The sequence below is a fragment of the Dactylosporangium sp. McL0621 genome (assembly GCF_049995355.1).
Taxonomy (GTDB): Bacteria; Actinomycetota; Actinomycetes; order Mycobacteriales; family Micromonosporaceae; genus Dactylosporangium.
On sequence record NZ_CP188259.1, the window covers coordinates 4,566,043 to 4,579,737 of the forward strand.

Genomic DNA, 13,695 nt, shown 5'->3' on the forward strand with positions numbered 1-13,695 from the left:
AGCAGGCGTTCGTGCTGCCGATGCGACCGGAACTGCTCAAAGGCCATCTCGACGCGCTGCTGCTCGCGGTCCTGGAAGCCGGCCCGCAGCACGGCTATGCCGTCATCGAGACACTCCGCGGCGGCAGTGACGGCGCGCTGGACCTGCCGACCGGGACGGTCTATCCGGCGCTGCACCGGCTGGAACGGGCCGGGCTGATCGCCAGCGACTGGCACAGCGTGGGTGGACGCCGCCGCCGCGCGTACCACCTCACCCCCACCGGTTCCGCCGCGCTCGGCGAGCAGCGCGCCGTCTGGGACCAGTTCTCCGCCGCCGTCACCGCTGTGCTGACCCGGCGGCCAGGCCCGGCGACGGCATGAACGCCGCCCAGCCCGCGGCATCCGCCGAGGCCCGGCTCACGACGTACCTGGCCGAGATCGCTGCCGGGCTGCGCGGGCCGCGCCGCCGCCGGGCCGGCATCCTCGACGAGCTGCGCGACGGGCTGGAGCAGGCCATCGCCGAGGACACCGCAGCCGGGCTGCCGCCCGACCGAGCCGTCACGGCGGGGATCGAGCAGTTCGGCAGCCCGACCGCCATCGCCGACGCGTTCGCCCCCGAACTCGCCACCGGCTACGCCCGGCACGCCCTCGCCTGGTTCATCGCCACCGGCCCGCTGGTCGGCATCTCGTGGCTGCTCCTGCTGCAGCCGCACGCCTGGCGCACCGGCCCGGCCGGGCTGCTGGCCGCCATCCCCGTCATCCCATTGGTCGCGGTCGCCGTGGTAGCCGCCGTCGCCACCCTGGCCGCCACCGGCCGGCTGATCCGCTGGATCCCCGAAGCCGGCCCCCGCCAGGCGGTTGCCGCGACCATGGCGGTCGCCGCGCTCGCCGTCACCGGCGACACGGCCGTGATCGGCGTCTGGGCATGGTCGGCCACGGCGGTGCCACTGCTCGCGGTCGTCGCGGTCGCGGCCAGCCTGATCCGGATCGCCTGCAGCGGGATCACCGTGCGGCACACCACTGCCATCCACCGCCACCTCACGCCGAGCCCCGATGGGCGGACGACGGTGCGGTACCGCGACGCCGGCGTCTGAGACGCCCGCGCGGCACCAGCCGGGGGCATCGCAGCGCCCCGGGCGCCGCGGCGACTATGCGACCGTGGACTCCGCGACCGTCAGCAGACCGGCCAGCTGGCGCAGCACGCCGGTCCGCGCTCGGTAGTACACCCAGGTGCCACGCCGGTCGGCATCGACCAGACCCGCCTCCCGCAGCGTCTTGAGGTGGTGCGAGATCGTCGGCCCGGACAGCCCGAAGGCCGGCGTCAGGTCGCACACGCAGATCTCCCCGTCCGGGGCCGAGGCGATCATCGACATCAGCTGCAGCCGGACCGGGTCACCGAGGGCCTTGAACGCCGGCGCGAGGACCGCGGCGGTCTCCGCCGGGATGCGCTGCTCGGCGATGGGGGTGCAGCACGGCTCGGCCGCGTTGAGGTCGGTGAGGGTGAGCACCGCCGGCTGTTTCGACATGCCTCTAGGTTGACAGATCTCAAATCAGCGTGCAACTGTTTGATTCGACGGACGTCGAGACAGGTTTGGCGTCCGGATCAGGAGGCAGTCATGTTCCGCACACTGCGCCGTGCCAGCCGGCAGACCGAAGTCCGGTTCTGCGACGGCTGCGCCACGGTGTCCACGTCTGACCAGCGCGTCAGCGCCCGGATCGAGCGCACCCGCACGCACCTCACCGCCATCACCGGCCCGCGCTGACCGTCCACACCCCCGCCCACGTCACGGACCTCGACGACTCACCTCAGGGAAGGATCATGATCATGAGCGACCCCCAGACCACCACCACGACCGGCGGGTTCGGCGGCGACCCGACCGCCGCGCTGAACGTCGCCGGGACCAGCGGCTGTTGCGGCAACCCGCCCACCGCCACCCTCGACCTGCCCGAGCCGGCCGCCACGGGCGCGCCGTGCTGCGGCACGACGGCCGAGGCGAGCGCGGAAGCCTCCTGCTGCGGCAGCGCGGCGAAGGCCGACGCCGTCGCCGCCGGCCAGGGCTGCTGCGGATGAGCACCCCCACCCAGCCGTCACCGACGTTCGCCGCCGGGTCGGTCCTCGACCGGCTCCATGCGGCGCTCGGGCAGGTGTCCGGCGAGCGGATGGCGGCGACCGTCGCAGCCCTGGCCGGAGCGGCGTTCACCGTGCCGCACGTTCCCGAGGTCTACACCCCACCCACCGTCAGTTGGTCCGACGGCGACACCGAGCAGCGGCTCGGCTTCGGCCGGGAAGTGGCCGTGCACCTGGCCTCCGCCGACCAGCCGCTCATCCGCCGTGGCGGGCTCGTCGTCGCGGGGGCGGGCGATCCAGCCGGGCGGTGGCTGGTGGTGCCGGCCGGGATGACGCTGTTCGACGCCTACGGCCACGCCCATGGCGCGCTCGGCCTGCTCATCGGCCGCGGCGTCGACGCGGACGGCTGGCACTACACCATGCTCGCGGGGCCTAACCCCGGGCCACTGCCGATCCTCACCCTCGACACCACCACCCACGCGGCCGTCCTGCGCGCCGCCGAGGCGGGCGCCGGCTCGCTCGCGGGCAACACGCCGATCCGCCGGCTCGACGTCCCCGCGACGAACGTCCACGGCCGGTGGCGCACCGACGCGGGCGGTCCGCAACTGCTGCTGACGGCGCACTACGACGGCGTCGGCGACCACCCGGGACTACGTCAACCGGCGGCGGCGGACAACGGCAGCGGCGTCGCCGTGATCCTGGAGGCGTTCCGCATCCTCGCCGACGTCCTCCCGGACGCCATCGGCCTGTCGGTGGCGCTGCTGGACGGCGAGGAGGCCGGGGCGCTCGGCTCCGCCCACCACGCCGCACAGCTACGCGCGGCCGGCGCGGCACCGCTCGTGATCAACGTCGACGGCGCCGGGCACCTCAACGAGGCCGCCGCGGTCGAGGCCGGCGGGCCCGCGCACGCGCTCCTCGCCGCGCTCGACCAGGCCGGCCGGCACACCGGCCTGCCGCTGGTCGCCGGCCCCGTCGCGTCGGACAATCGCCGCTACGGTGCGGCCGGCCTGGCTGCGGTGGGCATCGGCGCAGGGATGGCGGGCTATCACAGCCCGGCCGACACGCCGGACCGGGTCGAGACGGCCACGCTGACCGCGGTCGCCCGGCTCGTCGTCGCGACGGCGTTGCTCGTCACCGCCGACCCGGCTACAGTTTCATCGTAGATCGGCGATAGACGATGAAGTTGGCGGATGGTGACCGAACTGCTCGACCGGGCGACCGCGGCGACCTACGCGTCGTGGTTTCGGGCCCTGGCCGACCCGTCGCGGGTGCAGATCGTGGAGTACCTCGCGCGGCAGGCCAGGCCGATGAGCGTCGGCGAGCTCGTCGCCGCCGTGGGGCTGGCGCAGTCGACCGTGTCGCAGCACCTGAAGATCCTCACCGAGGTCCGGTTCGTCCTGGTGGAGGCGGTCGGCACGGCTCGCCATTACCGGATCAACGAGACGTGCATCGCGTGCTTCCCGTCCGCCGCCGACGTCGTCATGGGCCGCCCGGCCCCGAACCCGACCGGAGGCTGCGCATGACCACCACGCCCACCCACGCCGCGGCGCTGATCCGGCCGATGACGGCCGACGACGCCGAGGCCGTCCTGGCGATCTACCAGGCGGGGATGGACGGTGGCAACGCCAGCTTCGAGCACGCCGCCCCGGACTGGGCCGCGTTCGACGCCTCCAAGCTGCCCCAGCACCGCTTCGTCGCCTACCGCGCCGAGACGGTGCTCGGCTGGGTGGCGGCGTCCCGGGTGTCGGCCCGTGCGGTGTACGCCGGGGTGGTCGAGCACTCCGTCTACGTCGACCCCGCTCAGGGGCGCGGCGTCGGCCGGGCGCTGCTCGACGTGCTGATCGCCTCGACCGAGGCGGACGGGGTCTGGACCATCCAGTCCGGGGCGGTCCCGGAGAACACCGCGAGCCTCGCACCGCACCAGGCCGCCGGGTTCCGCACCGTCGGCGTCCGCGAGCGCGTCGGCCGCCACACCAGCCAGGGCAACCGCTGGCGCGACGTGGTCTTTATCGAACGCCGCAGCCCGCACATCAGCTAGCCCACCCCGCTCACGCTCGGCCCGGGGCACAGTCCGCCCCGCTGATTCGACCTCTGTCAACGCAACTGAAGGGTCTCCTGATATGACCAGCCAGCTCGACGACCTGCCGGTCGTCGTCATCGGCGCCGGCCCGGTCGGCCTGGCCGCCGCCGCGCACCTGGCCGAGCGCGGGATCGCGTTCACCGTCCTCGAGGCCGGCGACGGGCCCGCCGCCGCCGTGCGGCAGTGGGGCCACGTCCGCTTGTTCTCGCCGTGGCGGTACAACATCGATGCCGCCGCCCGGCGGCTGCTGGCCGACGCGGGCTGGATCGAACCCGACCCCGAGGTGCTGCCGACGGGCGCGCAGCTCGCCGGCGAGTACCTGCAGCCCTTGGCCGACCTGCCCGCGCTCAAGCCACATGTCCGCTACGGTGCCCGGGTCCAGGCCGTGACCCGGCTCGGCGTGGACCGGCTGCGAACCGCGGACCGGGACGCCGCGCCGTTCCTCGTCCGGCTCGCCGACGGCGACGTGCTCGCCCGAGCGGTCATCGACGCCTCCGGCACCTGGACCACCCCGAACGTCCTGGGTGCCTCCGGCATCGCCGCCCGCGGCGAGGACACCGTGACTGCCTTCATCGAGCAGGCGCTGCCGGACGTGCTCGGCGCCGACCGCGACCGGTTCGCCGGCAAGCGCACGCTCGTCGTCGGCGCCGGGCACTCCGCCGCGAACACCCTGCTGTCCCTCGCCGAGCTCGCCGGGCACGTGCCGGGCACGTCCGTGGTCTGGGCGATCCGCTCGGCCAGCGCGGCGCGCACGTACGGCGGCGAGGCCGCCGACGCGCTGCCGGCTCGCGGGGCGATCGGCACCCGGCTGCGCGAACACGTCGAGGCCGGCAACATCGAACTCGTCGCGGGTTACTCGGTCCAGGCCCTGACCGGCATCGAAAACGGCCGGGTAACCGCGTCCGACGGTACCCGCGAGATCACCGCGGACCGGATCGTGTCGGCGACCGGGTTCCGGCCCGACCACGCCATCGCCGCCGAGCTGCGCCTGGACCTGGACCCGGTCCTCGGCTCCACCCGGGCCCTGGCGCCGCTGATCGACCCGAATGAGCACTCCTGCGGCACCGTCCCGCCGCACGGCGTCGACGAGCTCGCCCACCCCGAGTCCGGGTTCTACGCCGTCGGCGTCAAGAGCTACGGGCGGGCGCCGACGTTCCTGCTCGCCACCGGCTACGAGCAGGTCCGCTCCGTCGTCGCCGCCCTCGCCGGCGACTGGGCCGCCGCCCGCGACGTCCAGCTCGACCTGCCCGAAACCGGGGTCTGCAACAGCAACCCGGTCGTGGGCGACACCACCATCGACGCCGCCGGTGGCGGGTGCTGCGGGCCCACCCCGATCGCCGCGCCCGCCAGCCGAGGCCTGGCCACGGGCATCAACGGCGGGCTCCTCGCGGCGCCGCTGACCCTGCTGCCCGTCGCCGGCTCCGGCGGCGAGCAGACCGGCGACGCCTGCTGCGGCTGACCTTCGCCCGGATGAGCACCGACACGCGGGTGGCCGCGACCTCCACGGATCGCGGCCACCGGCCGATCTTCCACGGCTGGTGGATCGTCGCCGCGTTCGCCGTCACCCAGACCGTCGGGTACGGCTGCCTGTATTACGCCTTCGCCGTCCTGCTGCACCCGATCGCCGCCGACCTGCACACCAGCCCCGCCGCGGTCACCGGCGCGCTGACCGTCGCCGTCCTCGCCTGGGCCGCCGCAGCGATCCCGGTCGGGCGGTGGCTGGACCGGCACGGCGGCCGGGCGCTCATGACCATCGGATCCGCCCTCGGGGCCGGGCTGCTGGTGGCCTGGTCTCGGGTCGAGGCGGTGTGGCAGCTGTACCTGGTCTTCGCGGGCCTCGGCGTCGCCATGGCCATGGCCCTCTACGACGCGGCAACCGCGGTCATCGTCTCGTGGTTCGACGCCGAGCAGCGGCCGCGGGCGATCCTGGCGATGATCGTCGTGGCCGGGTTCGCCTCCACCATCTTCATGCCGCTCACCGGACTCCTCGAACACCGCCACGGCTGGCGCACGACACTGCTGGTCCTCGCCGCGCTGTACGCGGCGGTCGCAGTACCGCTGCACGCCCTCCTCGTGCGCCGCCCGGCTGGACGGGCCGACGGCGCCAACCGGCCGAGCGCTGCCAACCGGGCTGCGGTGGTCCGGGCGGCCCGCCGGGACAGCCGGTTCTGGTGGCTGGCCGTCGCGTTCGTCGCGCACAGCGCCGCCATGAGCGCCATGACCGTCCACCTCGTCGGATTCCTGATCAGCAAGGGCCACCCGGCCACCTTCGCCGCCACCGTCGCCGGCCTGCTCGGCGTGCTGTCCGTCACCGGCCGGCTGCTGCTCACCGGCGCCCGCCGACGCCTCCGCCTGACCACGATCGTGGCTGCGGTGTTCGCCACCCAGGCCGCCGCGGCGGCCACGCTGCCGCTGCTCGCCGGCAGCCGGGCCGGTGCGGTGGCCGGGGTGGTCGCGTTCGGCATCGGTTTCGGTGTGGCGTCCCTCGCCTCCCCGGCGCTGCTCGCCGACCGGTATGGCACGACCGGCTACGCCACCATCGCCGGCACCCTCGCCACCCCGGTCACTCTCGCCAAAGCTGCCGCCCCGCTCGCCGCTGCCGCCCTCTCCGCGGCGGCCGGGTACAACGCCGCGTTCCTCGCCGTCGGCGGGGCCTGCGCCCTCGGCGCCGTCGGTATCCTGACCCGCGCCGGCATTCCCGCGCCTGGCCGCCAATGACATCCAGGCGCGCGCTGAACCCGCACCGGCCGGGTCAGCGGATCGGCTGGAGCGCCCCGGCGCCCGCTCGGGCGAGGGCGTTCAGGACGTGCACGGCGTCGCGGCCCACGCCGCGCAGCGTCGCCGAAGCCAGACTGGGCTGCCGCTCCAGCCCCACAAACGCCAGCCCAGCCACCGTCCGGCTCACCCCACCCACATGCAGCGGCACCCCCGCGGCGTCGAGCGCGCCGATACCGGCGAGGTAGCCGACGTTCGGCCGGTACCCGGTCGCCAGGATCACCGCGTCAACGCGCTCCCGGGTGCCGGCGGCCCACACCACCGAATCTCCGTCAAAGAGCGATTTTCATCGTGACGGTGCGGGTCAGGGGCGCCAGAGACATGGTCAGTGGCCCTGCCAGAGGAGGCGTCCTTCGATGCCAGTCGGATCGACGAAGACATAACCAACGCCGGCATCGCCGAAGCTGACCTGTAACGGCAGGACCATCGCGTCAAGTTGCACCACCAGCCGCCAGCCGGGCGCAGGTAGCTCCTCGGCGTGCAGCCACTCCGGCTGGCCCCCCAGGAACTGCATCGCGCGCTCGGCATCCGCGGACGGCTGCTCGACCATGACGTGGTCTGGACCGATTGTCGGGCCATCGGCGTCCGAGCAGACCCGGATCCGTGTGGGTGTGTCACGGTAGGCACGCTGGACTTGAGGCAGCCGACCGCCAGGCTGGACGATTACCGCGTTCTCGCCGCCTTCGGGCTCGGCGGAGTAGTCGGCACCACGTGCGGCATCAGTCATGAACACATACGCCAGGGCGCCGCTGCGCCCAACGTCGGCCGGCAACGGGAACTGCCCGATGAACCACATCGGGGTACCCCTGTCACGCGAGAGCGGCCACTGTGGTGCTTGCAGCCATACCGGCTGCCCTCCCAACTTCGGCACAGGCCCACGAACCGGTCCGACAGCCGGTAAGAACTCGATCCTGGTGCGCATGTTCCTCCGCCTGCTTTGGACGGCTTCGCAACTGGTCCTGTCAGAGCGCTGCTGGTCATCGATGATGTGGTGGGCCGGGAACGAGGCAAGACGAGGCTCCCGGTAAGACAGCTGTCGACCAAGACTCGATGCCCCGACCAGGAGCCTCGTTGCTGTCCTACCCTGCCACGATCACGCTGTCCACCCGCACCCTCAACCAGCTCGCGAACCTGATCCGCCGGCAGCGTCGCGAGTGCCGCAGCCGATGGCGGCGGCTGCAGCCCGGTGACCAGGCGCTGCTGGTCCTGGCCCACCTGCGCAACGGCGACACCTACGCCCGGCTCGCCGCCGGCTTCGCCATCAGCACCAGCACCGCCTGGCGCTACGTCCAAGAAGGCATCCACCTGCTCACCGCCCAAGCCGACGACGTCACCGCGGCAGTACGCCGCGCGGCCCGGCTGGCCTACGCCATCCTCGACGGCACCCTCATCCCGATCGACCGCGTGGCCAACCAGCGCCCGTACTACTCGGGCAAACAGAAGCGCCACGGCGTCAACGTGCAACTGCTCGCCGACCCCGCCGGCCGGCTCGTCTGGGCCTCACCCGCGTTGCCCGGCTCGGTCCACGACCTCACCGCGGCCCACGTCCACGGCCTGGTCGACGCGCTCACCGCCCACGGCGTGATGGTGCTGGCCGGCAAGGGCTACCAGGGCGCCGGCGGCACGATCCGCACACCGTTGGACGCTGCCCGGCGATCCGCCGCGTGGCCGTGTCCAGCAGTGGGTTCGCGGCATGGGAGCGCCGCCTGTCCGGACTGCGCCGGGCTCCCTGACCAGAGCGGTCAGGCGCCGCAGCCAACGGCCTTGAGTATCGTTGCGGCGATGCGCGCGGCATCGGCCGGCTCGACTGCCCGGTCGCCGGCCGCAGCGGCGGTTCGCGCAGCGATGACCAACTGCCGCAACTGTTCACCGAGCGCGGCCGCGCCGGCCCGGTCGAGATCCGTGCTGAGCTATCGCAGCCATTCCGCGATGAGCCCCGCCTCGTACCCGTTCCGCCGCGTCTCGATCAAACTGCGGCCGGACAACAGACCGATCGCGGCCGCAAGTCGCGCATGCGGTGAGTCGTGACCGTCCAACGCCAGGCCCCCGCTGGCCGGACACATCCAGGCCGTCGCGTTCCGACGTGAGGACGTCGAACAGCACCGGTCCACCGGCCGCGGGCAGCGGTCTCACCTGCGCGTCAGCGCCGATGTCCAGGCCCACGGCGACCTCGGCGCACTGGTTGAGACCGATCCTGCCGCCTGACCTGCGGTCGGCGTCGCTGTCTGTCAGGACGGCTGCGGCGTTGGGCAGTCGTGGTGCTGCCGCAGCGGTGCTCGACGGACCGACAGTCGGCGAACTGGGTTGGTGTCGGTGGCGCCTGGCACCGATGCGGCTGGCTTGGCACGATTGAACCGAGGGAGGTAAGAGGGCGAGGAGGCGAGGTTATGCGGATTCTGATGATCGCGCCCCCCGGTGGGGGCAAGGGAACGCAGGGCGCGCTGATCGCCGCTCATTTCGACATCCCCTGCATTGTGGTAGGCGAGAAGCTGCGCGATCACGTCGCCCGGCAGACGGAGCTCGGCCAGACCGTTCAGAGTCACCTCGAACGTGGGGAGCTGGTACCCGACGAGATCGTGATGGACTTGGTCCGCGAGGGGTATATCGCTGCCAAGTCGGCTGGCGGCGAGTGTGTGGTCGACGGGGTGCCGCGCACGCTGGCCCAGGCCCGGGCGATGTACGTGATCGGCGTGGATCTGAAGATGACCGCGAACATTGCGCTGCATCTGGCGGCCGACGACAAGGAGGTGACGCGACGGCTGTTGGCGCGGGCGGTCGTCGAGCGCCGCGCCGACGACACCGAGGACGTCATCCGGCAGCGGCTGGAGTTGTACCACCAAGTGACACACCCGATCCTCACGTGGTACGCCGAGCGCGGCATCCTGGTGTCGGTAGACGCGATGCGCCCCGCCTCGAGGGTCGGCCGGGAGATCATCGTTGCGCTTGCGGCGATGCGCCCACTGGTCGACTACGTTCCCGAACACTTACGCCAGCCGGTCGACCTCACCGGCCTCGACGCCGCCTTCGGCCTCGCCGACACCGACAACGCGACACAAGGCTGAACGTCCTACTGTCGGTCACGGCCGCAGGTAGCAATACCGCCACACCCTCATCCCGAGACCGGTCTTTAGTTCGAGGTAGTCGTGTTCGACCCGCCACCGCAGGGTCGCAAGACGAACCAGAGCCTTCAGCGAAGTACGGGCATCGGGCTTGGATAGCCAATACTTGACCGGCTCGGGGAGCGTCGGGTGGCCATTCAGCGATCAGCGCCACACCTCGGGCAGGGTGCCGCCGGCGGCGCGGGGGATGTCGCGGTCGACTTCGTTGTCGAGTCCGATCGCACCCAGTTGGGCGAGATCGTCCAGCGCGTGCGGGACGGACGGCTGCGGACGAACATCGGCACCATCGCAACCCTCGAGGGTGCCGTCGCCGCCCTCAACCCGACCGAGCGGATCAACGGGAAGACGGTCATCCGCATTCGGACGTGAGGACTCGGGGACCCCGTTTCAACCGCGTGAAATGAATGATGACCTGCGGATTCTCCTCCAGCCAGGCCATTCGCCGCGTAATAGCGTTGGACGCATCGCAGTTCAACCAACACGAACAGGAGACCGCGATGTCCGAGTCCCATGCACTCCCCACCGGGCCCGAAGGCGTCATCCCGTCCCTGGTTGAGCGATTCAACTCCGGCAAGGTCAGCGAAATGATGACTTTGTACGAAGGAGCCGTGCTCGTCGCGGACGACGGGCGAACCGTCACCGATCGCGCCGAGATCGCTGCCGAACTCGAGCGCGATCTCAGCCTCGGTCTGCCGCTGGAGGCGAAGGCGCGCCACGTGTTCGTCGCCGGCGATATCGCCGAGATCGTCGTGGACTGGTCAATTGATGGCACAGGTCCCGACGGCAAGCACGCGCATGTCGAAGGCACGGCAAGCGATGTCGCGTGCTGCGGCGCGGACGGGCACTGGCGGTACCTGATCGACAATCGCCTTGGGACGGCGGTGCGACAGCCCGCCTGACAGGCGTGCGCAACGGCAACGCTCGGCGAACGGAGACTGCGCCATGACGACTATCGAGCTGTACCCCGACGACGTTTTCAACCGGCGGACAATCCGCCAGGGCCACCCACCCGACTGGGTCAACCGCGAAGGTGGTGACTACGACCTGGTGGTGCTCGGCGGCGGGCCGGGCGGTCTCACCGCCGCCACGACCGCTGCTGCCGGTGGGCACCGCGTCGCGATGACTGAGCAGCGACTGACCGGGGGTACCTGTGTCAATTTCGGCTGTACGCCGAGCAAGGCCCTGATTCGCTGCGCACGCGCGGTACACGATGCGAGCCGCGGGGCCGAGTTCGGATTTCGCCTCGACGCCCCACCCCGAACCGATTTCGGCACGGTCATGGATCGGGTCCGCCGGATGCGTTCCCTGAGCAGCTCCGGCGATGCGGTCGAGGTCGCCGAGCAGGCGGGGGTCGAGGTCTACCTCGGGCACACGCGCTTCACCGCGCCGAACGCCGTGGAGGTCGAGGGCCGGATGCTGCGATTTCGCAAGGCCGTGATCGCCACCGGATCGGACCCCGTGGTGCCCCCCATCGAGGGGCTGCGGGCCGGCGACTACCTGACCAACGAGACCGTCTTCTCCCTGACCGAGCTGCCGGCCAGGCTGGTCGTCATCGGCAGCGGCCCCCTGGGATGCGAGCTGGCTCAGGCCTTCCGCCGGCTCGGCAGCGAGGTCGACCTGGTCAGCCACCCCGGGACCCTGCTGGCCCATGATGAGCCGGAGGTCAGTGAGCTCATCCGTCGCCGGTTCGAGCAGGAGGGGATAAGGGTCCATCTGGGACTCAAGGCGGTCCGGGCGGGCGCCGGCCGTTTGCTGGTGCAGGGCGCCGACGAGACACGCGAGCTGCCCTACGATGCGCTGCTGCTCGGCACCGGCCGCAAGGCGAACGTGGAGCACCTGGACCTGGACGCGGCCGGGGTACACGTCGCCAGAGACGGCGTGGAGGTCGATGCATACCTGCGCACCAGCAACCCCGACATCTACGCCGCCGGTGATGCGACCTTCCCGGAGAAGTACACGCACGCGGCCATTGCGACAGCGCGACTCTCGATCGCGAACGCGCTGGACGGAGCACACCGCCCGGCCCGGGAGCTCGTCATTCCCCACTGCACCTACACCGATCCCGAGGTGGCCGAGGTGGGCCTGACCCCGCGCCGGGCCCGCGACGAGGGTGTCGCCGTCGACGCGTACCGGCTCGACCTGGCCAAGGTGGAGCGGGCGTTCATCGACGGCGAGGAGGAGGGATTCGGGGTGATCTACACGCGCAGCGACAGCGGCACGATCGCCGGAGCGACGCTCGTGGCCGCGCACGCCGGCGAGATGATCAGCGAGCTCACGCTGGCAATCACGAACCAGCTGCCCATGGCGGCGCTGGCCGACACCGTCCACTGCTACCCGACCCAGGCCGAGGTCTTCCAGCGGATCGCACTGCACGCCGGACCCCAGAAGGTCGCTGTGGCGGCCCACTAGCGCCTGACCGAAAGTTGTGTCCGTAACTCGCCCGGGTTGGTAGGCGTCGCAATGAGTTGACCTCGTCGGGGTTTGGATTCGGCTACCACACCAAGAACCAGACCACGACGAGGCCGACGCCAGCATGCGCCCTGCGCACGTGTACGCCAACGTGTCCGGCGAGCAGCACGACCAGCTCGTCAACGCCTTTCACCGGCAACGGCGGGTCGCCGCCCGCGGCAATCTCCTTGCTGTCCGCGAGCGCGATGATCGCCGGCGAGATCGCCGACCAGCTGCACTACGACCCCCGTACCGCGCGGCGATGGATCGCCCGGCGCGATATCGAGGGCCTAGCTGGGCTACTAGACCGACCCCGCTCCCGGCCGGCACCGGCTTGACAGCACAGGACTCACCGAACGGATCCGCCAGCTGCTGCTCACCCGAAGGCGTGGACCACCGCCCGGATCTGGCGGCCCCTGGGACGTCCACCCCTGAGCCTGCGCACCGTGCACCGGCGCATCCGTGAACAGGCCCGCTGGTCCCGACCACGACTCATCGCCAAGAGCGACCCGGACCACGACCGGATCTGCGCGAGCATTCGCGACAGGATCACCGCCCTGCCCGCCGGATCCGTCGTCCTCGGCCAGCCGAGCTATCTGCAGTCTCCCGTGCGGCGTTTGTCCCGGGCTCGGATCGGGTAGCGACGGCCGTGTCGATAGTGTTCGGATCTGCCCACGACGTGTGGTGGGTCGCGGTGAAGGCCCTGCTGCTCTACGCCACCGCCGTGGCCTGTTTCCGCATCGGTGAACGCCGGACCCTGGCCGAGATGTCGGCGTTCGACTTCATCGCGGCCGTCGCCGCCGGAGCTGTCGTCGGCCGGGTGCCCAACGCGCACGACGCCGGCTACCTGGCCGGCGCGGCGACCCTGATCACGATCCTGCTCGCCCACCGGATCACCGCCCGGCTGCGCTACCGGCCGCTGTTCGCCAAGCTGATCGACCACCCGCCGCGGCTGCTGGTCGCCGACGGCAAGGTACTCGACGACGAGCTTCGCCGCAGCGGCCTGACCCGCCGGGACCTGTACGGCCTGTTGCGCGAGCACGGCGTCGACGACCTCGCCTCGATACGGTTCGTCGTGTTCGAACAGCGAGGCCAGGTGTCGGTCGTACGGCGTAGCGCCACCACCGACACCGAACTCCTGCGTGACCTGTCATGAATCGCATGGGGCATCGGCGCGCCGGCTTCAACGAACGATGCGGTCGGTCGCCCGTGGTGTGCTCCTCTCTC

At 71.7% G+C, this 13,695-nt stretch carries 16 protein-coding genes and 3 pseudogenes; 15 read left to right on the plus strand and 4 right to left on the minus strand.

Features of this window, described 5'->3' with window-relative positions:
- The first annotated feature begins 20 nt into the window (after nt 1-20).
- Nucleotides 21-359 (plus strand): PadR family transcriptional regulator, encoded by a 339-nt coding sequence (locus ACPPVO_RS21810; RefSeq protein WP_426514670.1) that lies wholly within the window; start codon nt 21-23, stop codon nt 357-359.
- Nucleotides 356-1,072: a permease prefix domain 1-containing protein gene (locus ACPPVO_RS21815; protein WP_426513050.1), complete on the plus strand. Its 717-nt coding sequence runs from the start codon at nt 356-358 to the stop codon at nt 1,070-1,072. Before ACPPVO_RS21810 ends, ACPPVO_RS21815 begins: the two co-directional genes overlap by 4 nt.
- 54 nt (nt 1,073-1,126) lie before the next feature.
- Here ACPPVO_RS21815 and ACPPVO_RS21820 read toward each other — a convergent pair whose 3' ends face one another.
- Complete coding sequence (locus ACPPVO_RS21820; protein ID WP_426513051.1) at nt 1,127-1,504, minus strand: ArsR/SmtB family transcription factor; 378 nt, start codon at nt 1,502-1,504, stop codon at nt 1,127-1,129.
- Nucleotides 1,505-1,594: 90 nt separating this feature from the next.
- On the opposite strand from ACPPVO_RS21820, the gene ACPPVO_RS21825 reads away from it, so the two are divergent.
- The 7 genes from ACPPVO_RS21825 (at nt 1,595) to ACPPVO_RS21855 (ending at nt 6,844) form a co-directional block, all read left to right on the plus strand.
- Nucleotides 1,595-1,741: a hypothetical protein gene (locus ACPPVO_RS21825; RefSeq protein ID WP_426513052.1), complete on the plus strand. Its 147-nt coding sequence runs from the start codon at nt 1,595-1,597 to the stop codon at nt 1,739-1,741.
- A 62-nt stretch (nt 1,742-1,803) separates the two neighbouring features.
- Complete coding sequence (locus ACPPVO_RS21830; protein ID WP_426513053.1) at nt 1,804-2,049, plus strand: hypothetical protein; 246 nt, start codon at nt 1,804-1,806, stop codon at nt 2,047-2,049.
- Nucleotides 2,046-3,209 (plus strand): M28 family peptidase, encoded by a 1,164-nt coding sequence (locus ACPPVO_RS21835; RefSeq protein WP_426513054.1) that lies wholly within the window; start codon nt 2,046-2,048, stop codon nt 3,207-3,209. The genes ACPPVO_RS21830 and ACPPVO_RS21835 overlap by 4 nt, the downstream gene beginning before the upstream one ends.
- A gap of 27 nt (nt 3,210-3,236) precedes the next feature.
- Entirely contained in the window at nt 3,237-3,569 is a 333-nt protein-coding gene (locus tag ACPPVO_RS21840) for an ArsR/SmtB family transcription factor (protein WP_426513055.1), read from the plus strand.
- A complete protein-coding gene (locus ACPPVO_RS21845) occupies nt 3,566-4,084 on the plus strand; it encodes an N-acetyltransferase family protein (RefSeq protein WP_426513056.1) in 519 nt (172 codons plus the stop codon). Before ACPPVO_RS21840 ends, ACPPVO_RS21845 begins: the two co-directional genes overlap by 4 nt.
- Nucleotides 4,085-4,166: 82 nt before the next feature.
- Nucleotides 4,167-5,585, plus strand: coding sequence for an FAD-dependent oxidoreductase (locus ACPPVO_RS21850; protein ID WP_426513057.1), 1,419 nt, complete (start codon nt 4,167-4,169; stop codon nt 5,583-5,585).
- 11 nt (nt 5,586-5,596) lie between these two features.
- Nucleotides 5,597-6,844, plus strand: a complete 1,248-nt coding sequence (locus tag ACPPVO_RS21855; protein ID WP_426513058.1) for an MFS transporter — start codon at nt 5,597-5,599, stop codon at nt 6,842-6,844.
- A gap of 34 nt (nt 6,845-6,878) precedes the next feature.
- Here the strand turns inward: ACPPVO_RS21855 and ACPPVO_RS21860 are convergent, their stop codons facing one another.
- Nucleotides 6,879-7,163, minus strand: a complete 285-nt coding sequence (locus ACPPVO_RS21860) for a hypothetical protein (protein ID WP_426513059.1) — start codon at nt 7,161-7,163, stop codon at nt 6,879-6,881.
- A 63-nt stretch (nt 7,164-7,226) separates the two neighbouring features.
- Nucleotides 7,227-7,697 carry a hypothetical protein gene (locus ACPPVO_RS21865; RefSeq protein ID WP_426513060.1) on the minus strand — a complete coding sequence of 157 codons (471 nt, stop codon included), beginning with the start codon at nt 7,695-7,697 and terminating at the stop codon, nt 7,227-7,229.
- A gap of 275 nt (nt 7,698-7,972) precedes the next feature.
- Here ACPPVO_RS21865 and ACPPVO_RS21870 point away from each other — a divergent pair.
- Nucleotides 7,973-8,554 (plus strand): annotated as a pseudogene (locus tag ACPPVO_RS21870) (transposase family protein); the annotation flags it as partial.
- Between the two features lie 734 nt (nt 8,555-9,288).
- Nucleotides 9,289-9,963: an adenylate kinase family protein gene (locus ACPPVO_RS21875; RefSeq protein ID WP_426513061.1), complete on the plus strand. Its 675-nt coding sequence runs from the start codon at nt 9,289-9,291 to the stop codon at nt 9,961-9,963.
- Between the two features lie 48 nt (nt 9,964-10,011).
- Here the strand turns inward: ACPPVO_RS21875 and ACPPVO_RS21880 are convergent.
- Nucleotides 10,012-10,194 (minus strand): annotated as a pseudogene (locus tag ACPPVO_RS21880) (IS701 family transposase); the annotation flags it as partial.
- A gap of 281 nt (nt 10,195-10,475) precedes the next feature.
- On the opposite strand from ACPPVO_RS21880, the gene ACPPVO_RS21885 reads away from it, so the two are divergent.
- The 4 genes and pseudogenes from ACPPVO_RS21885 to ACPPVO_RS21900 all read left to right on the plus strand — a co-directional run bounded on the left by ACPPVO_RS21885 (nt 10,476) and on the right by ACPPVO_RS21900 (nt 13,624).
- Nucleotides 10,476-10,919 carry a YybH family protein gene (locus tag ACPPVO_RS21885; RefSeq protein ID WP_426513062.1) on the plus strand — a complete coding sequence of 148 codons (444 nt, stop codon included), beginning with the start codon at nt 10,476-10,478 and terminating at the stop codon, nt 10,917-10,919.
- A gap of 43 nt (nt 10,920-10,962) precedes the next feature.
- Nucleotides 10,963-12,429, plus strand: a complete 1,467-nt coding sequence (locus ACPPVO_RS21890) for an FAD-dependent oxidoreductase (protein ID WP_426513063.1) — start codon at nt 10,963-10,965, stop codon at nt 12,427-12,429.
- Between the two features lie 124 nt (nt 12,430-12,553).
- A pseudogene (locus tag ACPPVO_RS21895) lies at nt 12,554-13,055 on the plus strand (helix-turn-helix domain-containing protein); the annotation flags it as partial.
- 71 nt (nt 13,056-13,126) lie between these two features.
- Nucleotides 13,127-13,624, plus strand: coding sequence for a DUF421 domain-containing protein (locus tag ACPPVO_RS21900; RefSeq protein WP_426513064.1), 498 nt, complete (start codon nt 13,127-13,129; stop codon nt 13,622-13,624).
- The last annotated feature ends 71 nt before the right edge of the window (nt 13,625-13,695 follow it).